This is a genomic window from Saccharothrix carnea, assembly GCF_003014735.1.
GTDB classification, from domain to species: domain Bacteria; phylum Actinomycetota; class Actinomycetes; order Mycobacteriales; family Pseudonocardiaceae; genus Actinosynnema; species Actinosynnema carneum.
Genome location: NZ_PYAX01000015.1, coordinates 103,558 through 125,722, shown reverse-complemented (window position 1 = coordinate 125,722; position 22,165 = coordinate 103,558). Strand labels below are relative to the sequence as shown.

At 71.1% G+C, this 22,165-nt stretch carries 18 protein-coding genes; 10 read left to right on the top strand and 8 right to left on the bottom strand.

What is annotated here, in order from left to right:
* Window positions 1-443: 443 nt before the first annotated feature.
* From B0I31_RS32975 to B0I31_RS32960, 4 genes are all read right to left on the bottom strand, one after another.
* Window positions 444-3,134 (bottom strand): hypothetical protein, encoded by a 2,691-nt coding sequence (locus B0I31_RS32975; protein WP_245950608.1) that lies wholly within the window; start codon window positions 3,132-3,134, stop codon window positions 444-446.
* A gap of 268 nt (window positions 3,135-3,402) precedes the next feature.
* Entirely contained in the window at window positions 3,403-4,644 is a 1,242-nt protein-coding gene (locus tag B0I31_RS32970) for a hypothetical protein (protein WP_146174042.1), read from the bottom strand.
* A complete protein-coding gene (locus tag B0I31_RS32965) occupies window positions 4,641-7,043 on the bottom strand; it encodes a CHAT domain-containing protein (protein ID WP_106619304.1) in 2,403 nt (800 codons plus the stop codon). The genes B0I31_RS32970 and B0I31_RS32965 overlap by 4 nt, the downstream gene beginning before the upstream one ends.
* Before the next feature lie 148 nt (window positions 7,044-7,191).
* Entirely contained in the window at window positions 7,192-7,698 is a 507-nt protein-coding gene (locus tag B0I31_RS32960; protein ID WP_425444444.1) for a MarR family winged helix-turn-helix transcriptional regulator, read from the bottom strand.
* Between the two features lie 86 nt (window positions 7,699-7,784).
* On the opposite strand from B0I31_RS32960, the gene B0I31_RS32955 reads away from it, so the two are divergent.
* Window positions 7,785-8,705, top strand: coding sequence for an NADP-dependent oxidoreductase (locus B0I31_RS32955; protein ID WP_106619303.1), 921 nt, complete (start codon window positions 7,785-7,787; stop codon window positions 8,703-8,705).
* A gap of 90 nt (window positions 8,706-8,795) precedes the next feature.
* Here the strand turns inward: B0I31_RS32955 and B0I31_RS32950 are convergent, their stop codons facing one another.
* Both B0I31_RS32950 and B0I31_RS32945 read right to left on the bottom strand, forming a co-directional pair.
* Entirely contained in the window at window positions 8,796-9,584 is a 789-nt protein-coding gene (locus tag B0I31_RS32950) for a nuclear transport factor 2 family protein (RefSeq protein ID WP_106619302.1), read from the bottom strand.
* A 108-nt stretch (window positions 9,585-9,692) separates the two neighbouring features.
* Window positions 9,693-10,091, bottom strand: a complete 399-nt coding sequence (locus B0I31_RS32945) for a helix-turn-helix domain-containing protein (RefSeq protein ID WP_106619301.1) — start codon at window positions 10,089-10,091, stop codon at window positions 9,693-9,695.
* A 150-nt stretch (window positions 10,092-10,241) separates the two neighbouring features.
* On the opposite strand from B0I31_RS32945, the gene B0I31_RS32940 reads away from it, so the two are divergent.
* From B0I31_RS32940 to B0I31_RS32930, 3 genes are read left to right on the top strand one after another with little or no spacing between them, the layout of a single operon-like run.
* On the top strand, window positions 10,242-11,555 hold the full coding sequence (locus tag B0I31_RS32940) for a hemolysin family protein (protein ID WP_106619300.1): 1,314 nt from the start codon (window positions 10,242-10,244) through the stop codon (window positions 11,553-11,555).
* Entirely contained in the window at window positions 11,552-12,595 is a 1,044-nt protein-coding gene (locus tag B0I31_RS32935; protein WP_106619299.1) for a hemolysin family protein, read from the top strand. The genes B0I31_RS32940 and B0I31_RS32935 overlap by 4 nt, the downstream gene beginning before the upstream one ends.
* A 28-nt stretch (window positions 12,596-12,623) precedes the next feature.
* Window positions 12,624-13,649: a sporulation protein gene (locus B0I31_RS32930; protein ID WP_106619298.1), complete on the top strand. Its 1,026-nt coding sequence runs from the start codon at window positions 12,624-12,626 to the stop codon at window positions 13,647-13,649.
* 160 nt (window positions 13,650-13,809) lie between these two features.
* Here the strand turns inward: B0I31_RS32930 and B0I31_RS32925 are convergent, their stop codons facing one another.
* Complete coding sequence (locus B0I31_RS32925) at window positions 13,810-14,442, bottom strand: choice-of-anchor M domain-containing protein (RefSeq protein WP_106619297.1); 633 nt, start codon at window positions 14,440-14,442, stop codon at window positions 13,810-13,812.
* Window positions 14,439-15,086 (bottom strand): choice-of-anchor M domain-containing protein, encoded by a 648-nt coding sequence (locus tag B0I31_RS32920; RefSeq protein WP_106619296.1) that lies wholly within the window; start codon window positions 15,084-15,086, stop codon window positions 14,439-14,441. The genes B0I31_RS32925 and B0I31_RS32920 overlap by 4 nt, the downstream gene beginning before the upstream one ends.
* A 285-nt stretch (window positions 15,087-15,371) precedes the next feature.
* Here B0I31_RS32920 and B0I31_RS32915 point away from each other — a divergent pair, with 285 nt between their 5' ends.
* From B0I31_RS32915 to B0I31_RS32890, 6 genes are read left to right on the top strand one after another with little or no spacing between them, the layout of a single operon-like run.
* Window positions 15,372-16,790 carry an anchored repeat ABC transporter, substrate-binding protein gene (locus B0I31_RS32915; RefSeq protein WP_245950607.1) on the top strand — a complete coding sequence of 473 codons (1,419 nt, stop codon included), beginning with the start codon at window positions 15,372-15,374 and terminating at the stop codon, window positions 16,788-16,790.
* On the top strand, window positions 16,778-17,569 hold the full coding sequence (locus B0I31_RS32910) for a choice-of-anchor M domain-containing protein (RefSeq protein ID WP_219910907.1): 792 nt from the start codon (window positions 16,778-16,780) through the stop codon (window positions 17,567-17,569). The genes B0I31_RS32915 and B0I31_RS32910 overlap by 13 nt, the downstream gene beginning before the upstream one ends.
* Window positions 17,562-18,314: an anchored repeat-type ABC transporter ATP-binding subunit gene (locus B0I31_RS32905; RefSeq protein ID WP_106619294.1), complete on the top strand. Its 753-nt coding sequence runs from the start codon at window positions 17,562-17,564 to the stop codon at window positions 18,312-18,314. The genes B0I31_RS32910 and B0I31_RS32905 overlap by 8 nt, the downstream gene beginning before the upstream one ends.
* The gene (locus B0I31_RS32900; protein ID WP_106619293.1) at window positions 18,311-19,192 is read left to right on the top strand and encodes an anchored repeat-type ABC transporter permease subunit; all 882 of its coding nucleotides are present in this window, start codon (window positions 18,311-18,313) and stop codon (window positions 19,190-19,192) included. The genes B0I31_RS32905 and B0I31_RS32900 overlap by 4 nt, the downstream gene beginning before the upstream one ends.
* The gene (locus B0I31_RS32895; RefSeq protein WP_106619292.1) at window positions 19,189-20,517 is read left to right on the top strand and encodes a choice-of-anchor M domain-containing protein; all 1,329 of its coding nucleotides are present in this window, start codon (window positions 19,189-19,191) and stop codon (window positions 20,515-20,517) included. The genes B0I31_RS32900 and B0I31_RS32895 overlap by 4 nt, the downstream gene beginning before the upstream one ends.
* The gene (locus B0I31_RS32890) at window positions 20,514-22,127 is read left to right on the top strand and encodes a choice-of-anchor M domain-containing protein (RefSeq protein ID WP_106619291.1); all 1,614 of its coding nucleotides are present in this window, start codon (window positions 20,514-20,516) and stop codon (window positions 22,125-22,127) included. Before B0I31_RS32895 ends, B0I31_RS32890 begins: the two co-directional genes overlap by 4 nt.
* Window positions 22,128-22,165: the final 38 nt, after the last annotated feature.

The following is a 22,165-nucleotide window of genomic DNA, read 5'->3' as shown; positions in this document are numbered from 1 at the left end:
GGAATGCAAGGCCAATCGCCTTGTTATCGCTAACAATTTGAGGAGGCGGAATGCCGCGTCGATGGCGGTCGACGTGCACCGAAGGGGGTACGAGCGGAAGTGTCGCTAGACGCGTCGGGCGGCGGTCGCGGAGGCGGCCCGGCCCGGTCTCAAGCGGAACGTGGACGACCCGGACGCCTTACGCGCACGTGGTTCCATGCTTCGCCTCCTTGCGAGCAGGGTGCGTTGCGGTTGCCGCCGAATACCGGGTGAGCACGACTGGGAGCGTTCCCAGGAGGCACCGTAGCGCAGCCCGATCACGGTCGACAAGCCCACGGGGCGGGTACCCGGTTCTCGTTAGCGCTAACACCCAATCTCTAGCGCGGACCACCGGCGACTTGACCTTCCAGTGCGGAAGGTCGTGCCACGCCGTGCCTCCCTTGGCCTTGAGCGGTACCCGCCGGTCACCGCCCGTCCGACGCGTCGGTGACCGTCCCGATGACCGGGACCCGGGGAGCACCCGGCGTGAGCGACGAGAGGTCGAAGCGGACCCGTTCGACCGGTTCGGCTTCCGCGTCGACCACCGTCAGCACGGACACCTCCCGGCTGACCTCCCCGCGCGGGAAGTAGGCCACCACCTGCACCCCGGTGGTCGACAACGGTCGCGAGGGCAGCGGGTCCTCCTGGGAGACGCGCTGGCGGAACCACGTCTCGTCGACGTCCGTGGTGGACAGCTCGACCCCTTCCGGGGCGGCCGCCCGGCCGATGATCGTGAAGTTCGAGTCGGCCGGGGAGGACAGGGTCACGCGCCACGTCAAGGTGCCGCCCTCGGTGACCGCGTCGATGACCGGGGTCGCGGTGACGGTCGGTTCCGGGTCGTCGTTCGGCACCGTCAACCGGTCCGCGTAGTGGCCGATGACCGTGCCCCGCACGGCCTTGGCGAGCACCACGCGCCTCGCACCGTAGCTGAACCGGGTGTTGCCGGTGACCTCGATCGGCACCTCGACCTCGTGCTGCCCCGGCTCGATCACCACCAGCCGCTCGGTGTACGCGCGGCCGTCCTCGTCCTGGACGAACACCCGCACGGAGCCCGCGCCGTCACCGGTGACCGAGACCGGGAACCGGACGGTCCGCGTGCCGGTGTCGCCCTCCTCGACGGTCAGCGCGCCGAGGTCGACGCGCGGCAGCGCCACCGGGCGGGGGTCGGGCAGGCCGGGCGCCCAGCCGTGGGCGTCGAGGAGCCACGCCTGCCCGGAGCCGCTCTGCGGTACGAGTTCCAGTTCGGCGACGTGGCGCAGGTCGATCCCGCGCGACGGCAGCGGCACGCGGACCTCCTGCGCCCAGTTGGCGGACAGCCGCTCGGTGGCGGGCAGCCCGTCCAGTGCCACCGTCCCCAGCTGCGCGCGCCGCCCGGACGCGTCGGTGACGGTCACGGTGAAGCGGTTGGCCGCGGTGTTGGGCGGCACGGCCAGCCTCAGCGCCAGCTCTCGCGCCCCCACCAGGGACACCGGCGCGGCGGGGCGCACGGTCGCCGCCTGGCCCTCGGCGGTCCACCGGAGTGCGACGGCGAACCGGCCGGACTCCGGCACCACGCGGTTGAACCGGACGAAGTGCGGTGACGGGCGGGTGACGGCCGGGTCGACGCACGCCGCCGCCGGGTCGGCCGAGACCTGCGCGCACACCCGAGCCGACCCGCTCGCCGAAGTCGTCCCGTCGAGCACGACGAACGGGGCACGCGCGCCGCCCACGGCGTGGGCGAGCACCCGCGCCGGGTCGGCCGAGGGCGCGCGGACGCCCGACCCGTCCAGCAGCGGCAGGACCCGCTGGTCACCGGCGACGAACAGGCGTGCCGCCGCGGCGATGTAGGTCGCGCCCGCGGTCTGCTGCTGCGCGGCGGTGAGCCGGGTGGCGGTGCCCGGCGAGCACACCGCGTCGACCCACGTGTCGCGGAAGTCGTCCTGCGCCGGGGCTTCCGCCTGGCCGGGGGTCCACTCGGTGTTGAAGAAGTTGTGGTTCGCGCCGACGAGGTACAGCGCGCTGTGCAGGGCGGTTCCCCGGCTCACGCCACGTGTCGCGTCCACGAAGAGCTGGCCCTGGAGGTCGGACACGTCACCGTCGCAGCCGGGCAGGATCGTCACCGATGGCACGTCCGGTGCCGGGTTGTGCCCGAAGATCGTCGGACCGATCAGCAGCTGGCCCTTGATCCTCCACCGCGCCGGGCCGTCGTGACCGGTACCGGGAGGCGGCGGGACGAGGCTGTCGATCGCGGCCCGGTTGACGCCTTCGCCGCCCCGCGAGTGCCCGACCAGGAACACGTTGCCCAGGTCGGCGACCGGCGCGGCACGGACGACCTCGGGTGCGGAACCCCGACCGGCGCCCGCCCAGTCCGCCCACTTCGCCAGGTGGGCGCGGACCAGCGCCGACCGCGCACCCGCGCCCGCTTCGACGTCCAGCGCGTCGTGGGCGTTGACCGCGTTGGCCGACACGGACACGGTCACGTAGCCCTGCGAGGCGAGCAGCCGTTGTGCCTGGAGGTAGCCGCGGTGGCTCGGTACCGGTTTCGCGGACGCCGGGCAGGGCCACTCCAGCAGCATCTGGGTGCCTTGGTAGCAGGTGATGTGCCTGCCGTGCAGGAAGAGGGCCAGTGGGCGCCTGCCCGGCGCACCGATCGGCGCGACGACGACGGCCTCGACCTCCAGCGGTACCGCGTACCCGGGCACGGTGATCGGGTCGAGTTCGTACTCACCGGTGCGCGTGGCGAACGGTCCGGGCCTGCCGGGATCGGTGTCCCCGGCGGGCTGCAGCGCGGGCGGCGCCACGTTGGCCGCGGTCGTCGGTGGCGTGGGCTCCTCGACGTCCAACCGCCTGCCGGACGCCCGTACCCGCAGCCCGTCGACGGCATCGACCCCGACCACGTCCAGGGTGTAGGTGCGCAGGTCGGCGGACGGGCGCGGTACACCGAGCAGCCGGTCGCCGTCCCAGAACTCGATCGCGGCACCGCCTGCCGGGATCGGACCGGGTGCCGTCCACGTCAACCCCGCACCGCTGATCGACCACCCCGGCGGCGGCACGTCCGGCCCTTGCCGGGCCAGGGCCGTCGCCTCGGCCGGCGTGATCAGCACCGCGACCACCAACGCGGATAACAGGAGTTTCATCGAGCGCATGTGCGGCCTCCCCGATCGACCGGCGGCCGACCAGTTCTAGCGGCACCGGGAGACCGGCCACAAGCGTTGTCGAAACTGTTGCGTGCCAACCACGCCAACACTGCCCGAAAGTCCCTACCGGTCGTGGCGCGCGCTCAGCCCATTCGCTGCGTCAGGACGGCCGACACGGTGCGCTGGACCGCCCAAGGGACACCTGCAACGCCGGGTGATGGAAATGCCGCTCGCACGGCGACGCGGAGCTCCGACCGGCCACAGGGCCTCATCCCTCAGGTCGGCGCAGGAGCGCCCACACCTCGCGCAACGACGGCGGCACCTCGTCCTCGTTGTCGAGCGACGTGATCCGGCCGAGGACCAGCTCCCTGATCTCGCCCGCGGCCACGGGGTCGGTGTGCCCGAGCCAGTGACAGACGTGATCGACGAGCACGTAGCGTGTCGCGTGCAGGTCGGCGTAGTGGGTCACGACCGTGTTCACGATGTCACGGAGCATTCCCGCCGCCACGTCGCCCTGTCCGGTCGGGAGGTACGTCGAGGCCAGGGCGGTCTGGACCCGCAGGGTCAGGTCGTGGACGGGTCCGAGGGTCCGCCGGCACGACCGGAGCAGCCGCTGCAGTTCGTCACGACGGTGCTCGGCATCGGAAGGTCCGGGCGACGGCGGGATCGCGGCGAAGTCCGACTCCAGCCGGGAGCGATCTTCGGGCGTGTGCGGGACCGGCAGCGGTGTGACCTGCTCCTCCGCGACGAGATCGGGATACGAGGTCCAGGTGGTCTGTTGCTCGGCCGTGCCCGTGCGGCGGATACCCGACACCTCCGCCAGGCGGGCCACCTGCTGGTGGAACTCTTCGGCGATCGGGGCACCTGCGGCAATCCACCGTGGGACGTAGTCGATGAACTCGTCGTAGGCACGGTCCAGGTCGGCCTGTTGCGGGTCACGCGGCCAATTCGTGTCGTCTTCGACGCGTTGCGCCAACACGGCGACCAGACGAACCAGTTCACGGTGGTACGTGAGCCTCAAGGGGTAGGTGGCGACGGCGGCAGGCACCGGCATCTCGGTCAAGGTGCGCATGATGCCGCTACAGATCTGCAGGCGGCAGAGCAGGATGCCGAAGCTGAAGTAGCGGAGGCCGTCTGTACCCATGGCCGTCCGCACCTTGTCGAACAGTTCCTCGATCTCGCCTGGTACGTCCTGGATGGTCGCCGACCACTGATCACTGGTCAGTCGCTGGAACTGCTCGCGGCTGGGCAGGTCGTCCAACCTCCGCTCGAAGCGCCTGACGAGCGCCGGCGTCACACCCAGGGCCTGGAGCCGCGACACCGCCCAATGACCCAGTCTCCTGATCTGGTTCACCACGGCAGGAGGGAACCCCCTGCTGAGGGTGATGGTTGCCTCGCAGTAGGCGCAAAGGAGGTTCTCCAGGTCATAGCCGAGATACAGCGCCTCCGGCGGGTGCGGCGTCCATGAGCCTGCCGGAGGCTCGATGTCACGGGTGTCGTCGCCGGTCACGTGACACCGAACAGTTGGAAACCCGCCCAGTGGTACGGGTGCGAGGTGCGAGGGTCGGCTGCGACCGACCGCTGGGCCTGTCGGAGCGCCTCGGTCACCGACACCGGGGATGTCAACGCGGAGTAGAAGCGGGTCATCAGCCGTGCGGTCGAGTCGTCCGGCACGGCCCACAGCGGTGCCAGCACGGCACGTGCACCTGCGGCGAGGAAGGCACCCGGGAAGCCCGAGTACTCGAAGCCCTGGGTCTCGGAACCTGTTCCGGCGTGGCACGCCGCCAGTACCACTAGCCGCGCGCGGAGCCTGTGGCGCGCCACATCGCCGTACCAGAGCACTTCGGGATCGGTGGCCGGCCCGCCGATGTGCAGCGCCGAGAAGTCCGGGTCCTCGGGGAAGAAGATGCCGTGGCACGCCAGGTGCGCGACGTCGGCGTCCGCCAGGTTGGCCATGACCGCGTGGTACTCCAACTCGTCACCGGACAACGTGAACGAGTCGGTGAACCGGCCCGCTGCGTGGTCGACTTCCCCGCGGGCGTGCGCCAACCCGCCGTCCGGGTCGCTGATCCCGACGAAGCGCTCGACGGTCCGAGGGGGCGGCTGGGGCAGCAGCAGACGAGCCAGGACGCTCAGGCTGGGAACCACGCTGACATCGCGTGTCGCCGACAGTTCACCGGTGCCGAGGACTCCGAGCGGGACGCGCCATAGCGGACCCGAGGGCATCAGGTAGACGCGGGACCCCACCGCGGTGTGGTCGAGAACGGGCCGCACCACGTGGTCCTCGAGCCTGGTCAGCGCGTCGCCCGGGTCGAAGGACGGATCCGACAGACCGGCGAGCGCATCGTCCACCAGGCGTTCGACCTCTGCTGTCGGCCAGCTCCCGATGATCTCGCAACGGTCCGGTGTGACCAGGTAGATCGACTGGGTACTGGCCAGGACGACCACGTGCTGATCCTCCGCGAGCATCGCGCGGACCTGGGCCACGTTGGCGGGCAGCGGCACCGTGGAAGGCGCGTGTCCCACCGTCACCAGGTGCTGCTCGTGGTGCCGTTGGTTGTCCCGTTCGAGCTCGAACGCCTCCGCCAGGTGGAAGCGGTCGTGCTCGGTCGGTCGTGCCAGGTAGTCCCCGAGGTGTTTCTGCAGGACGCGCGATCGGGTCCTTTCCCTGGCGTCGGGTGGGCAACGCCGCCACAGCGAGTACAACCCGGCTTGGACCGGCAACGCCCGGCTGCACGACAGTTCGATCAAGTCGAGTGCTGCCGCCGGCGACCGGAGTTCCTCGGCGGATCGCGCGGCCGCGAGGTAAGCGAGGAAGTTGTCACCGGAGAGGTCTCGCTGCAGGGTCGACGAACGCGCGTACCTTCGTCGCTCCTCGACGTCATCCACGATGCGGGACAACAGGGCCATGGTCTTCTCGGTCGGCCCGTGTCGCAGCATGTCGACGTGCAACAGCAGTGAACGCGTGCGGGCATCGCCCTCCTCAGGCGGCGTGAACGGCTGCCACTCCAACAAGGCCAACTTCTGCTCGCACATCGTGCGGTAGTACGCGGCACGCTCACCGAGCAGGTCGGCGTGCTCCGCGCACCACCGCAACCCGGTGATGAACCCGTCCGGACCGCCGCTGTTCCTCGCGTTCGTGTACGCCCGCCACCAGCGGCCGTACCCTTCGTCCAGTTCGGTGAGCCGGTCGAGCACGGCGAGGAGGTTCGGTTCCGAGTCGGCGTCGGCGAGGACCGTCGTCACGGCGACCAGAGCGTCACGTTCGCCGTCGCGGTTCCCGGCGCGCCGGTAGGCGGTGGCGGATCGCTGAGCGTGCGCGAGTGGTGCCCGCCACCCGTGCGGCCGGAACTTCGCGGTGTCGGCGAGGATCTCGAACTGGTCCAGTTCAGCGCCACCCTCACAGTCGGCGTCCCCTTCGGACTGCGCGAGGCGTACCGCTTCGGCGAGGACCGCCTGCGCTTCTTCGAGTCGGCCTTGGTCCCGCAGGGCCCGGGCCCGCGCACGCAACTCCTGGGACGCGGTGATCTCCTCGGCATCGTGCACCACCGGATCGTCGACGTCAGGGCGAGGCCCCCGAGCACGGGCCGACCGGACCATTTCCAGGTGCAGGGCGAAGAACTCCTTGAGAGCGCCGTCCGAACCGGGCAAGTCGTACGACGCGCTGACCGCGCAGTCCATGAGGCGTTCGGCCTGCGGCCCGAGCAGTTCCGGGTGCTCCCGCAACAACCGGGTCTTGCCGGAGTCGCTGTGGTCGAGGAGGAAGTGGACCACCACATCGCGCGTCGACTCGGGGATGTCCTCAGCCGACTCGACCCTGGACTCCCACACCGCGTGGACGACGCCCGCTATGAACAGCCCGGCCCTCACCAGGTGCTCGGCGTGCGTCACTTCGTCGGTGTCGTCCACAGTCCCCTTCTCGCGAATCGGAGGGGATTCTTCACCGGATCGGCCCTGAGTTCACCGTATAAATGGGGACAGGAGAAGAAGGTCGCGGACACCGCAGAGACGGGTAGCGGGAGGGCCTGGGACGCGCGTGTGTCTTTTGTCCCGTGCGTCAGGTCGCCGGACCGCGGGAACGGCGGGGTTTCGCTGAGCGCGGTGGTGTGGCGCGGATGTGGTCGCGGACTCGGCCCAGTACCTGGCTGAGGGTGTCGAGGTCGCGGTGGCGCAGGGGTTGGAACAGCAGTCGGCGCACGACGTCGACGTGACCGGGCAGGAGGCGGGCGATGAGGGCGCGGCCCGCGTCGGTGATGGCGACGACGACCGCCCGCTCGTCGTCGGGGTCGGACTCGCGGGTGACCAGGCCGTTCTTCTCCAGCAGACCGGCCTGGTAGGTCAGGCCGCTGCGGCTGTACACGACACCGTCCGCGAGATCGGTCATCCGGTGGCGGCCGTCCGGGGCGTCGGTGAGCCTGGCGAGGACCTGGAACTGCACCCAGCTGAGGTCGCCTTCGGTGCGCAACTGCTGCTCGACGGCGTGCTGGAGCAGTGAGCCGACCTCCATCAACGCGAAGTAGGCGTTGAGCTGATCGGCGTCGAGCGGTGCTGGGTCCGGGGTCACACCCGCAGTCTACTTGCTTCGAATTCGAAGCGTGCTATGGTTCGTACATGCTTCGAATTCGAAGCAACTTGCGAAGGGTGAAGGTCATGAAGGCGATCCGTTTCCACCAGTACGGCGAGGCCGCGATCCTGCGCTACGAGGACGTCGAGCGGCCGGTTCCCGGTGTGGGCGAGGTGCTCGTGCGGGTGGCGGGCACGTCGTTCAACCCGGTCGACGCCACCATCCGCGCCGGGTACCTGCGGCAGGTCTTCCCGGTCGGCCTGCCGCACACGCCCGGCATCGACGTGTCCGGCACGGTCGCGGAGGTGGGGGAGGGCGTCACCCGCTTCGAGGTCGGCGACCAGGTGGTGGGCTTCCTGTCGATGGTCGGCGACGGCGCGGCCGCCGAATACGTGGTCGCGCCGGTGGAGGTGCTGGCCGTCGCACCCACCGCGATCCCGCTCGGCGACGCGGCGGCGCTGCCGGCCGTGGCGCTGACCGCCTGGCAGTCGGTCGTCGAGCACGCCGGGGTGCGGCCGGGGCAGCGCGTGCTGGTCAACGGCGCGGGCGGAGCGGTCGGTGGTCACGCGGTGCAGCTCGCGCACCAGGCAGGTGCCGAGGTCGTGGCGGTGGCGGTGGGCCGCAACGCCGAGCGCGTGCGCGGTTACGGCGCCGACGAGGTGGTGGACCACACCGCCGGCGCGGTCGCCGACCAGGTGACGGGCCGGTTCGACGCGGTGTTCAACTTCGCGCCCGTGCCGCCCGAGGTCATGGCGGCGTTGGCCGGTGTCGTGCGCGACGGCGGCGTGCTGGTCACCACCACCACGCCCGGCCCGGAGAACGGCGTGCGCTCGGTGAGCGTGTTCGTCCGCAGTGACGCGGCCCAGCTCGCCGAACTGGTCGACCGGGTCGACGCGGGCAAGCTCCACGTCCACGTCGCCGAACGGGTCGCCCTGGTCGACCTCGCCGACGTCCACGCCCGCGGCGAAGCCGGCGCCCTCACCGGCAAGAGCGTCGTCCTGGCCTGACTCGCCCGACCGGCTCCGCGCGCACTGCGGCAAGCAGGCAATCAGGCCCGCGGTGCGCGTCGAACCGGTGGTGAGTGCGGGGCGGTGCCACTACGCCGATCGCGGTGTGGGGGAGGTGTCGGCGAAGATCAGGAACGTCGAGATCCTGCCCTCACGGCGGCGCAGTTCGGTGAAGGACGGGAACAGGTGCTCTTCGCCGTCGTGGGTGGTGTGCTCGACGTAGCCGTTGACGAACGCCCGATCGTCCACAGTGGTCACGTCGACGTGGTCGTGCCGCGTCGTGGCGTGGCGGTCGGCTTCCTTCGCGAGTTGGGCGACGGCAGCGGCCCGCCCGACGAGTTCGGGCCCGTTGCCGATCCGGAAGCGGACGTCGTCGGTCAGCAGTCCGGCCACCGCGGTCAGGTCCGCCGAGTCGACCGCGTCGAAGAACCCGCGCACCCAGTCGGGCACCTGGACGGGATTCTCGGCGAGGTGCTTGAGGTGGGTGACGCCGTCGCGGACCATGCGGGCCGCGGTCTCGTCGGACATGGGGTCGGCGCCCGAGACGGGCGTCCACTCCATGCGGTACTCCAGGGTCACGCCGTCAGGTCCGCGGCGGAGGGTGTTGTGGAAGCTGCCCGTGTAGGTGGGGTTGTCGACGTGCTCGAACACGATGTCGACCCCGCCGTCCACGGCTGTCTCGCGGATCCTCTCGCGGATGGTCAGCGGGACCGGGTAGGGCTGGAACATCTCGCGCAGGACGTGGTCGTCTGTGCGTTCCAGGATGGTGCTGCTGGTGACCGGCACGTACTTGCGCGGGTGGTCGACCTTGTCCGCGAGCAGTGCGCGGACCTCGTCGTAGGTGGCGTCTACGGTCGTGGTGTGCGAGGCGTGCGGCATGGCGTTCCCCTGGTCGTTCGGTTGTCCCGCTGATACCTGTCCGAACAGGTAAATCCTCGGGACTGTTCCGGCACGTGGCGGGCGTCACGCCTCCGGGTGCTGTTCGACTCAGGGGAGGGGCAGGTCGGGCGGGATCTGGAGCGCGACGGTGATGAGGGAGTGGACGCGGGTGGCGACCGCGGCCAACAGGCCTTGGACCTCGGGTGACGCGGCCTCCGCCGCGGTCTGGAGGGTGCGCAGGTCCTCGTCGATGCGGTCCAGGATGGCGCCGACGTCGGCGTTCTGGTTGGTGAGCGCGGTCGCGATCTCCTCCAGGGGAACACCCTGGACCTCGAGGCGTTGTACGAGGTGGATGCGTTCGACGTCGGACGGGTCGTAGAGGCGGTAGTTGCTCGCGGTGCGCTTCGCCGGCGTGAGCAGGCCGAGGCTGGTGTAGTAGTCGACGGTGCGAGGGCTGACCTGCGCTCGGGCGGCGAGCTCACCGATCTTGAGGAGGGCGACGGTCACTCTCGGTTTCACCTCCGTTCACTCAGTGCCAACCGTACAGCGTCACGTGCTACCGTGAAGTATGCCTGATAGCGCCGATACGGACGGCTGTAGTAGTGGGCCGGGTGGGACCCGGCTGATCATGATCTCTCCGCGTCTGGCGGGTGTGCCGTGTTGATCCTCGCCGGCTTGCTCGCGATCGTGGCCCTCACCGTGGCCACGGGGTACTTCGTGGCCCAGGAGTTCGCCTACATGGCGGTGGACCGGGGCCGGCTGCGGCAGATGGCCGAGGGCGGCGACAAGGCCGCGGACCGGGCCCTGCGGGTGACGCAGAAGTTGTCGTTCATGCTCTCCGGCGCCCAGTTCGGCATCACGGTGACGGCACTGCTCGCGGGCTACGTGGCCGAACCGCTGCTGGGCACGGGTCTGGCCGACCTGCTCGGGTTGACCGGTCTGCCGACCGCGGTGTCGGTGTCGCTGTCGATGGTGGTCGCCCTGGTGTTCGCCACGGTGGTGCAGATGGTGCTGGGTGAGCTGTTGCCCAAGAACTTCGCCATCGCCCGGCCGGAGCCGCTGGCCAAGGCGTTGAGCGCCTCCACGCTGGTCTACCTCAAGATCGCCGGTCCGGTGATCCGGCTGTTCGACGCGACGGCCAACCGGATGCTGCGCGCGGTCGGGATCGAGCCGGTGGAGGAGTTGCCGCAGGGCGCCACGCCGGAGGACCTCAAGCAGATCATCGGCGACGCGAGCAACGAAGGTCACCTGGACCCGGAGCTGTCGCACCTGCTGGAACGCGGTCTGGGCTTCCGGGAGCTGGTCGCCGAGCAGGCCATGTCCCCGCGGGTGGTGGTGCACTCGGTGCGCGCCGACGAGCCGGTCGCCCGCGTGGTGGAGCTGCTGGACACCGGTCACTCGCGGTTCCCCGTCTTCGGTGACGACCTGGACGACCTGCGTGGCGTCGTCGGGTTGGCCGAGGTGCTGACCGTCGAACCCGACCAGCGCTCGGTCACCCCCATCGGTGACGTCGCCTCACCCGCGCTGGTGGTGCCCGCCACGCTGCCGCTGCCCGCCGTGCTGGAACGGCTGCGCAGCGAACGGCGGCAGTTGGCGTGCGTGGTGGACGAGTTCGGCGGGTTCGCCGGTGTCGTGTCGCTGGAAGACCTGGCCGAGGAGCTGGTCGGGGAGATCCACGACGAGGACGACCTGGTCGAGGCCGTCATCGAGCCGTTGGCCGAGGGGGTGTGGCGGGTGCCCGGTCGGATGCGGGTGGACGAGATCGCCGACGCCACCGGCGTGGAGCTGCCCGAGCACGACAGCTACGACACCGTGTCCGGGCTGGTGCTGAGCCGGCTGGGGCGGACCGCCCGGGTCGACGACGAGATCAGCTTCGACGGCGTGTCGGTGCGGGTGACCGAGGTCGCGCGCAACGTGCCCTCGTCCGTCGTGCTGGCCGCGGCCACCGCAGTCCGGGAGGACGCCCGATGAGCACCACGTGGTCGTTGCTGATCTCCCTGGTGTTGTTGGTGGCCAACGCGTTCTTCGTGGCCGCCGAGTTCGCGCTCATCGCCGCCAAGCGGCACCGCCTGGAACAGGACGCCGAGACCAGCCGCGCCGCCCGCGCGGCCGTGGCCGGTATCCGCGAGCTGTCCCTGATGCTCGCCGGGGCCCAGTTGGGCATCACGCTGTGCACGCTCGGGTTGGGTGCGCTGGCCAAGCCCGCGGTGGCCGACCTGGTCGACCCGCTGCTGCTGGCCACCGGCCTGCCCTCGGGCGTTTCCTACGGCATCGCGTTCACGCTCAGCCTGGTGCTGGTGGTTTTCCTGCACATGGTGGTGGGCGAGATGGCCCCGAAGTCGTGGGCGATCAGCCACCCCGAACGCTCGGCGGTGCTGCTCGCGCTGCCGTTCCGCGCGTTCGCGCACTCCGTCCGCTGGATCCTCAGTGGACTCAACCGCACGACGAACGCGTTGCTGCGGCTGGGCAAGGTCGAGCCGCAGGACGAGCTGGCCCAGGCCCACCGGCCCGACGACCTGCGGATGCTGGTCCGCCAGTCCGCCGAGCACGGCCTGATCCCCGAGGGCCAGCAGCGGCTGCTGACCCGGATGCTGCAACTGCAGAACACCACCGTCGCGCAGGTCATGGTGCCCATCGAGGACACGCTGAGCGTGTCGGTGCACAGCAGCGCGCTCGCCATCGAACGGCGAAGCCGCGAATCGGGGCGTTCCCGGTTCCCGGTGATGGACGTGGACGGCCGGTTCCTCGGCCTGGTCCACATCCGTGAGGCGGTGCGCGCCATCGCACAGGGTCGTCGCGCGACCGCCCGGGAACTGATGGCACCGGCGGTGACGCTGCCCGCCGCCATGCCGGTCGCCGGCGCGGTCACCGCGATGCGCGCCGAACGAGCCCAACTGGCGCTGGTGTCCGACCCGGAGGACCGCGTCATCGGCATCGCCGCGTTGGAAGACCTCCTCGAAGAGCTGATCGGCGACTTCGAGGACGAGACCGACACCTTGCTCCGCACGTGAACAACCACCCCTCCCGGAGGAAGCACAGATGTTCAAACGGATGCTCAGCGCGTTCGGCGTCGGCGGACCGTCCGTCGACACCGTCCTGGACACCCCGCACGCCACTCCCGGCCAGGTGATCACCGGCCAGGTCCGCATCCAGGGCGGCAGCAACGACGCCAACATCGACCAGATCGTCCTGTCGCTGGTGACGCGCGTCGAGGTCGAGCACGGCGACCACGAGTTCGGTGGCGTGTCGGAGTTCCTGCGCGTCGTCGTCGCGCAGGGCGTGCGGGTGCCGGCCGGTCAGCCGATGGCGGTGCCGTTCCAGCTCCCGATCCCGTGGGAGACGCCGATCACCGCCGTGGGCGGGCAGCAGCTGCCCGGCATGACCGTCGGGGTGCGCACCGAGCTGGTCATCTCCGGCGCCCCGGACAAGGGCGACCTGGACCCGGTGCTCGTCGGCCCGCTGCCGTCGCAGGACCGGGTGCTGGAGGCGTTCGGGCAACTGGGCTTCCAGTTCCGCAGCGCCGACGTCGAAGCCGGTCGCATCCACGGCGTCAACCAGGAACTCGGCTTCTACCAGGAGATCGAGTTCTTCCCGCCCGCCCAGTTCGCGGGCCGGATCAACCAGGTCGAGCTGACCTTCGTCACCAACCCGCACGAGCTCGTGGTGGTGCTGGAAGCCGACAAGCGCGGCGGCATGTTCTCCTCCGGCTCCGACGCCTTCGGCCGCTTCCACGTGTCGCACCAGGACGCGATGCACACCGACTGGGCCGGTGCCATCAACCAGTGGATGGCCCAGATCGCCGAGCGCGGCGGCCACTCGGCCTTCGGCGGTCACGCCCCCGGCTACGGCCAGCCCGGTTACGGCCAGCCCGGTTACGGCCAGCCGGGCTACGGGCAGCACGGCCACTACGACGACGACCACCGCCACGGGCACCGCCGCGGTCCCGGCATGGGCGCCGTGGTCGGCGGTGTCGCGGCCGGTGTGGTCGGCGGCATGGTGATGGGCGAGATGGTGGAAGAGGTCTTCGAGGACGACGGCGGGATGGACATGGGCTTCGAGGAGTGAGCACCTCACCGATCGCCTGACCGCACGAGCATCACGAGGCCGTGGCACCGCGAGGTGTCACGGCCTTCGCGCGTCCCGCGGTAGGCAGGTTCGGCCGAGGTCCGCGACCCCCACCCAACGGTGGAGGTCGCGGACCGGGGATGTCGGATCCCGCAAGCGGTCAGGGCTGCACGGCGAAGGTGTAGCTCTTCTGGCCGGTGGTGACCGCGCCGCCCGCCGCCTTGGTGGCGGTGACCTCGAAGACGGCGGTGTAGGTGCCCGCCGCCTCGAACGCCCAGTTGGCGTGGGCGTGGCTGTTGATCGCCAGGGTGCGGCTGTCGGGCAGGCCGTTGCCGCTGTCGAACCACACGCTCACCGAGCCGCCGAAGCCGGTGGTGTAGACGCTGAAGTCGGCGGGACCGGTGACCGAGACGAGCTTCACGCTCACCGAGTTGTTCAGCAGCACGCCGGACGGGACGCCCGAGGTGTCGAAGCCCGGCCACAGGACACCGCTGACCGAGTTCTGCGGCAGGACCCAGAACGTCGACCCGGGCGCGCCGAGGAACGAGTACGCGCTGCCGGAGGGCACGGTGGACTTGCTCGCCGGTACGGCGTTGAGCGTCACGGTCGACGGGGCGCGGTCGACGGCGGGTGACACGGTGCCGTCGCGGAGGTCGAGCGTGAGCGCGCTGCCGGTCCAGTCGACGTCGATGACGTCCACGTGACCGGAGGAGAGGGTGGTCGCGTGGGCGGTGCCCGTGGTGATCAGGGCGAGCCCGGCGGCCAGTGCGGCGACGGCGAGGCGGGTGATCATGCGTTCACCTTGAAGGAGTAGGTGGCGGGGGCGGACGCGACGCGCTCGCCGGTCGCGGCGAGGGTCCCGACCGCGCGGACGGTGATGCTGTAGTGACCGGCCGCCTCGAACGCCCAGTTGGCGTGCAGGTGGCCGCCGGGGGTCAGGTCGACGCGGTCCGGCAGGCCGTTGCCGCTGTCGACCAGCACGTTCGGCGCGCCGACCGCGTCGGTGGTGAAGACGCTGAAGTCGTCGGGGCCGCAGACGTTCACCACGCGCAGGCGCAGCGAGCCGTCGACGAACACGCCGGGTTCGACCTCCTCGGCGGCGATGCCGGGCCACAGCAGGTCCGGGTCCTCGACCTCGGGCAGCACCCAGACCGGGGCACCGGGTGCGCCGAGGAAGGAGTACGCGGGGTCGGCGGGCACGGTGGTCTTCGCCGCGGACTTGGCGACGAGCAGGACCTCGGAGGGTTCGTACTCGGCCTCGGCGGCCTCGTCGTGGACGTGCAGGTGGAACTCGCCGTCCTCGTAGGCGACGCCGAAGACGTCGACGTGCCCGGTGTCGATGGTGACGACCGGTGCGGCCGTCGCGGGTGCGGCGGCGAGGCCGGACAGACCGGTCACCGCTGCGGTGAGCAGGGCGATGCGTGCGGTGGTGCGCAAGGTGGGTGCACTCCAATCGTGCGGTTGGTGCGGTCCGGTGGGACCACGGGTGGAGCGTCGCACATGACAATCGTTGCCAGCATCGGCCGGATGGCCTATTGAAAACGGTTGTCGTTCGGATTAGGTTCGCGGTGCCCTCGCCGGTCGGGTGACGGGTGTCTGGAGGTTCGAGAACACATGCGAGTGCGTGCGCCCTCACGGGCCGCCGCGTCCTTGTGCGCGGTTCTGCTCGCCGTGACCGCGTGCACCTCGGCCGGGGGCCAAGGCGATGGCGACGGCCTGTCAGTGGTCGCCACCACCGAGATCCTCGCCGACCTGGTGCGCAACGTCGGGGGAGACCGGGTCCGGGTGGACTCGCTGGTGCCACCGGGTGGTGACCCGCACTCCTACGAGCCGACACCGGCGGACGCGAAGAAGGTCGCCGCGGCGGACGTCACGTTCACCAACCACCTGCTGCTGGAAGAACAACGGCTGATCAAGGCGATCGACGCCAACGCCCGCGAGGGTACGCCGAACGTCTCGCTGGCCGAAGCCTCGGAGACCTACGGCGCGCACGTGATCCCGTTGGTGGAGAACGTCGGCCTGGACGTGCTGTGGCTGGGGCTGCGCGTGCGCGGTGACGGCAAGCAGCGCGGGGCCACGCGCACGTCGGAGGTGCGGCTGACCGCGACCGCCGTGGAGGGGCCGGGCGAGCTCGTGGCCTACCTGACCGAGTCGCTGGGCAAGCCGGTGGTGTACTTCGACTCCGGCGACGGTCTGTCCGATGTGGACTCCACCACGCTGCCGCCCGCCGCGCACACGCACCTCAACTGGGCGTTCACCGCGCCGGGCACCTACCGGCTGACGCTGCGCGCGTCGCTGGTCAACGGTGGTGACGAGATGCCGCTGGGGCAGAGCACGTTCACGTTCGCGGTGGGCGTCGACCCGACCGGTATCGCGAAGACCGTGCTCGACGAGGGCCACACGGACCTGACGGTCGACCTGGACACCGGCGAGTTGTACACGTTCAACGACCGCGCGGGCGGCACCACCCAAGAGGTCGTGCCCGCCGCGGAGGCCGTCATCGAGGTGCCGAACAAGGCCATCACGACGGTGCCGGACGACGCCAGGTTCGCGTTCCTGGGATCGGGCGGAACGTCGGTGCACCAGCTGCCGCAGGCGGTGCTGGGCAAGCACGTGCACGGCGAGATCGACCCGCACCTGTGGCAGGACGTGCGCAACGGCCGTGCCTACGCCGAGCTGATCCGCGACACCCTCCGCACCGCGGACCCGGCCGGTGCGGCGGACTACGACCGCAACGCCCGCGACTACCTCACCCGGCTCGACGAACTCGACGAGCAGGTCCGCGACACCGTGGCGGCCGTGCCCCGCCACCGCCGCCACCTGGTCACCACGCACGACGGGTTCGGCTACTTCGCCAGTGCCTACGACATGACCGTGGCCGGGTTCGTGGTGCCCAACCCCGCGCAGGAACCCAGCGTCGAGGACGTGCGCAAGCTGACCGAGACCATCCGCAACCTGGGAGTGCCCGCCGTCTTCATGGAACCCAACCTCGCCCAACGCGGCTCGGTGCTCACCCAGGTCGCCCGCGACCAGGGCGTCCAGGTGTGCCTGCTCTACGGGGACTCCTTCGACGAACGCACCCGCGACTACGCGGACATGATGCGCCACAACGCGGAGGAGATCGCCCGGTGCCTCGCCTGATCCGGGTCCTGCTCGCGGCCGCCGCCGCGCTCCTGCTCGTCCCACCGGCCGCGCACGCCGACGCGCCGGTCGTCATCGCGGACGGCCACGTGGACCTCGGTCCGCGCCTGGTCGACAGCCGGTGGACCCTCCAGATCCGGGACGACACCGGTGACGGCCCGGTGTGGCGCGAACCCGCCGACGTGGTGCTCCAGGTGGCGGACGTGGCCAAGACCACTGTCCCCGACGACCCGGCGTACGCGTTCCTCGGCACGCCCGGCACCGACGTCTGGGTGCTGCCGCAGGTCCAGGACCAGCGGTTGGTGTGGCCTGGCTGGAACACCCAGGACCCGAGCATCGCCGAGGTCGTCGGCCGGGAGGTGGACTGGCGGCTGCACGGCGTCGAAGGCCCCGGTCGCTTCGAGCTGTTCCTCACCGGCAACTTCGGCGCGCCGGAGACCATCTTCAGCAGCGAACGGCCCTATCCGCAGGAGACCGGCGTCGAGGCGGGCACCCACGTGCACGGCAACTGGGTGTTCACCGCACCCGGCGCCTACTCGCTGGACGTGGAAATGGCCACCGTCGACGGCCACGCGGACCGCGCGACGCTGCGGGTCCACGTCGGTCCGGGTGACCCGGCGACGGCGTTCACCACCGAGCCCAGCGTCCCGCCGTCCGGCGCCACCCCGGCACAGCCCGCAGGACCGTCCTGGGTGTGGATCGCGGTGGGCGGCGTGCTCGTGGCAGGTGCGGTGGCGGCGTTCGTCCTGCGCCGTGCCAGGAGAGGTACCGATGACTGAACCGGTGCTCGACATCACCGACGTGACCGTGCACCTGGGCGGACGCGAAGTGCTGTCCGATGTGGACTTCCGGCTGCGGTCCGGTGAACTGGTCGGCTTGATCGGACCTAACGGCGCGGGCAAGACGACGTTGCTGCGCACCGCACTCGGCCTCGTCCCGGTCCACCGGGGCACGGTCCTCGTCGGCGGCCGCACCCCGCGCCAAGCACAGGGAACGCTGGGTTACGTGCCGCAGCGCCACGAGTTCGCCTGGGACTTCCCCATCACGGTCGAGGGCGCGGTCGCCACCGGTCGCACCCACCTGACCGGCCTGCTGCGCCGACGCACCGCGCAGGACCGCGAAGCCGTCGCCGACGCCTTGGACCGCGTGGGCATGGCGGAGCTGAGGACCCGCCCGGTCGGCGAGTTGTCGGGTGGTCAGCGGCAACGGGTGCTGGTCGCGCGGGCGCTGGCGCTGCGGCCGCAGGTGCTGCTGCTGGACGAGCCGTTCACCGGGATCGACGCACCCACCCAGGAGTTGCTGAGCACGTTGCTGACCGGACTGCGCGACGAAGGCGTGGCGGTGCTCATGACCACCCACGACCTCGCCGCCGCCACCGCGCTGTGCAGCCGGCTGTGCCTGCTCAACCGCACGGTCGTGGCCGACGACGAGCCCGCGGCGCTGGCCGACACCGACATCTGGCTGCGCACGTTCGGCCTGGACCGGGCCGAGCAGCTGCTCAAGGCGCTGGGGGTGACCGGGTGACCGCGGCCTTCGAGTTCCTGACCGCGCCGTGGGAGTACGACTTCTGGCGGCGGGCGCTGCTGGTGGCGTTGATGTCGGGCCTGGTCTGCGGGGTGATCGGCAGCCACGTGGTGCTGCGCGGCATGGCGTTCATCGGCGACGCCGTCTCGCACGCGGTCTTCCCCGGCATCGCGGTCGCGTTCGTGCTCGGCTCGAACCTGGTGCTCGGCGGCGCGGTCGCGGGCGTGGTCACCGCGTTGCTGATCGCGGTGTTCACCCAGAACCGCAGGCTCAAGGAGGACTCGGTCATCGGGATCTTCTTCGCCGCCTCGTTCGGCCTGGGCATCGTCATCCTCAGCACCGCCCCCGGCTACGGCGGGTCGCTGGAGTCGTTCCTGTTCGGCTCGATCCTGGGCATCAGCGACTCCGACGTGGTGTCGGTGGCGGTGATCGGCGCGGGGGTGCTGCTGTGCACGGCGCTGTTCAACAGCCGGTTCGTGGCCGCGACCTTGGACCGCGAACAGGCCCGCGCGGTGGGTCTGCCGGTGTTCTGGCTCGACGTGGTGCTGCACGTGATGGTGACCCTGGCCATCGTCATCTCGTTGCAGGCCGTGGGCAACATCCTGGTGCTCGCCCTGCTGGTCACCCCTGCCGCCGCGGCGAGGCTGCTCACCGACCGGCTCGGCGCCATGATGCTGCTCGCCCCGTCGATCGGCGCGGGCGGCAGCGTGCTCGGCCTCTACCTGTCGTATGCGTTCGACCTGGCCGCCGGCGGTCTGATCGTGCTGACCCTCACCGCGATCTTCCTGCTGTGCTGGCTCTTCGCACCCCGCCACGGCCTGCTCACCCGGCCTCGACGGACCGCTGTCCCTGCCGTTCTCGCCGAGGAGAAGTCGTGACCCCGAACCGGACCGGTGCGCTGCTCGGCGTGGCCGCCGCGCTGCTGATGGCCGCGCCCGCCGCGATCGCCGAGCCGGAACCGACCACCCCGCCCGACGGGCCCATCGCGGACGCCGTGCTGGACGTCGAAGCCGACCGGCTGGCGCTGGACGGACCACCCGACGCTCTGGCGGCCACCACCGAAGCCGAACAGGTGGAACTGAGCTGGGACACCACCGCCATCGAACCCGGTTCCGTGTTCGGTGACCGGGTCGAACTGCGCACGTCCCTCAGGGACGAGTCCGCGGTGGAGACGCGCCACGGGGATCCGGTCACGGTCCCGGTGGCCGCGAGCGGAACGCTGAACGTCGACGTGCCGGCGCCGGGGGAGCACCTGCTCCGCGTCGAGGCCGTCGCCCACGCGCTCGACGGCCGGCCGCTGGCCGTCGAGCGCGACTACCGGTTGGTCGTCACGGAGCCGGCCCGACCCGAGGTGGAGGTCGCCGTCGAGCCTCGGGCACTCCCGCAGCTCCCGGCCCTCGCCGCGCCACAACCGCAGGTCGCCGCCGCCGCGCAGCAACCGCCCACGGCGACCGGCCGCGTCACCCTGGAGCGCGGCCACGTGGACGCCGTCGCGCCCCGCCTGCTGGCGGACGGCCTGCACGTCCAGGTCAAGGACGGCACCGCCACCGGCGTCACGACCTGGCGCGAACCCGCGGACGTCGAGTTCCGCGTCACGGCCGCCGCCCGCACCGAACTCCCGGCGCAACCGGCGCTGTCGTTCCTCGGCGGGGCGGGCGAGCAGGTCTTCCTGCTGCCGCAGACCCAGAGCGCGGACCTGCTGTGGACGGGCTGGAACACCGAGGAACTGCGTCCGGCCGACGTCTCCGGCCCGGTGACGTGGACGCTGACCGCGGTCGACGGACCGGGACCGTTCGGCCTGTTCACCACCGGTTCGTTCGGCGCACCGCAAGTCATCTTCAACAGCGGCGACGGCCTGCCCGACACCCTGTCCGTGCCCCTGGGCACCCACGCCCACGCCAACTGGGCGTTCGCCGAACCCGGCCGCTACCGGCTGACCTTCACCGCAGCGGCGACCGGTGCGAACGGTGCCGCGCTGACCGACACCGAAACCCTCACCTTCGTCGTCGGTGACGGCACCGGGGCACCGGCCCAACAGCAGCAGCCGGGCAACACCGGCCGACAGACCGGCACGCCCAACCGCCTGGCCTCCACCGGTGCCGAAGCGTTGCCCGCCACCGCCGGTCTCGCGCTCGCCCTGGTCGCGACGGGCACCGCCGCCCTCGTGCTCGCCCGCCGCCGCCCCGCCAAGGAGACCCCGTGACCACCCCGACCCGCGTGAGAACCGCCGTCGCCGCTCTCGCGGTCACCGCCCTCGCCGCGCTGTCCCTCGCACCGGCCTTCGCCCAGGAGTCCACGACCGTCGTGGACGTCGGGCACGTGGACCTGCTCGCCCCCGCGGTGGTCGATGGTGTGCTGGACATCCGCTACAAGGACGGCAACACCACGCCACCGACCGTCCGCGATCCGGAGCAGGTCGTCACGCACGTCAAGCCGGAGTCGCGCATCCAGGTGCCCGACCTCCCCGAGTACGCCTTCCTCGGCCCGGTGGGCAGCGACCTGTGGCTCATCCCGGAGATCCAGGACCCCAACGTGGTCTGGGCGGGCTGGAACACCGAGTCCCTGACCGACGACCAGGTCGACCCGGACTCGGTGCGCTGGACCCTCGACGCGATCGGCGGCGACCAGCCCGGCAGCGCCGCACCCGGCAAGCTCACCGTGTTCCAGAGCGGACCGGTCGGCGAACCGCTGCCGCGCGTGTTCGACACCGCGCACCCCCTGCCTCAGCAGTACCCGTTGCTGATCGGCACCCACGCCCACGCCAACTGGACGTTCTCCGCCGAGGGCGTCTACCGGCTCACCTTCACCGTCACGGCCACCACCCCGGACGGGACGCCGCTGAGTGACACCACGACCTACGCCATCGCCGTGGGAGCGGTCGACCCCACCACCGTGAAGCCCGGCCTCGGGACCGACCCCTCCACGACGACAACGACCACCACGACGACCACGACAACTACGACAACAACCACGACAACGACGACCACGGGCACGACGACAACGACCGCGCCACCCACCTCGTGCGTGGTCCTCGACGACGGCCACGTGGACCTCATCGCCCCACGCCTCCTCGACGGCACCCTGACCACCCGGGTCAAGGACGGCACCGCCGGTCCCGACCGGGCCGTGTGGCGAGACCCGGTCGACGTGGTGCTGCACCTGGTCCCCGCCGCGCGCAACACCGTGCCCACCGACCCCGCCTACTCGTTCCTGGGCACGCCGGGCGCACCGGTCTGGCTCATCCCGCAGACCCAGATCCCCGGCATCGTGTGGGCCGGCTGGAACACCGAGTCGCTCAGCCCGCAGGACGTCGCCGGGGGCGTCGACCTCCGCGTGACCGCCGTGGACGGTCCCGGCCGCCTCGGCATCTTCCTCACCGGCATCGCACCGGTCGTGCTGGTCGACTCCGGCGACGGCCTGCCCGACACCACCACCGTCCCGCTCGGCACCCACGCCCACGCCAACTGGGCCTTCGGCGCGGAGGGCACCTACCGGATCACCATCGAGGTCACCGCCACCCTCGCCGATGGCCGCGCGGCCACCGACAGCGACGTGTTCACCATCGCGGTCGGCGACGTCGACCCCACCGCCAACGGCGCTTGCGCACCCCCGAACACCACCTCGACGACCACGGCCACGACCACCGGTCCGACTTCGACCACCACGACGGCGGCGTCCGCGCCCACACGGCGCGGCCTGGCGTCCACCGGCGTCGGAGGGCTGGGCACGGCGGTGCTGGTCGCCGTCCTGCTGACCACCGGCGGTGCCGCGGCACTCGTCCTCACCAGGCGCAGGCGGACCCACCGCGGCTGATCGGACAGGGGACGCGGGGCCTGGACGAACTCGTGCAG

Bases quoted from the DNA above. Each gene is read 5' to 3' on its own strand.
- B0I31_RS32975 (WP_245950608.1), bottom strand. From the start codon at position 3,134: ATGAAACTCCTGTTATCCGCGTTGGTGGTCGCGGTGCTGATCACGCCG.
- B0I31_RS32950 (WP_106619302.1), bottom strand. From the start codon at position 9,584: ATGCCGCACGCCTCGCACACCACGACCGTAGACGCCACCTACGACGAG.
- B0I31_RS32930 (WP_106619298.1), top strand. From the start codon at position 12,624: ATGTTCAAACGGATGCTCAGCGCGTTCGGCGTCGGCGGACCGTCCGTC.
- B0I31_RS32925 (WP_106619297.1), bottom strand. From the start codon at position 14,442: ATGATCACCCGCCTCGCCGTCGCCGCACTGGCCGCCGGGCTCGCCCTG.
- B0I31_RS32935 (WP_106619299.1), top strand. From the start codon at position 11,552: ATGAGCACCACGTGGTCGTTGCTGATCTCCCTGGTGTTGTTGGTGGCC.
- B0I31_RS32905 (WP_106619294.1), top strand. From the start codon at position 17,562: ATGACTGAACCGGTGCTCGACATCACCGACGTGACCGTGCACCTGGGC.
- B0I31_RS32955 (WP_106619303.1), top strand. From the start codon at position 7,785: ATGAAGGCGATCCGTTTCCACCAGTACGGCGAGGCCGCGATCCTGCGC.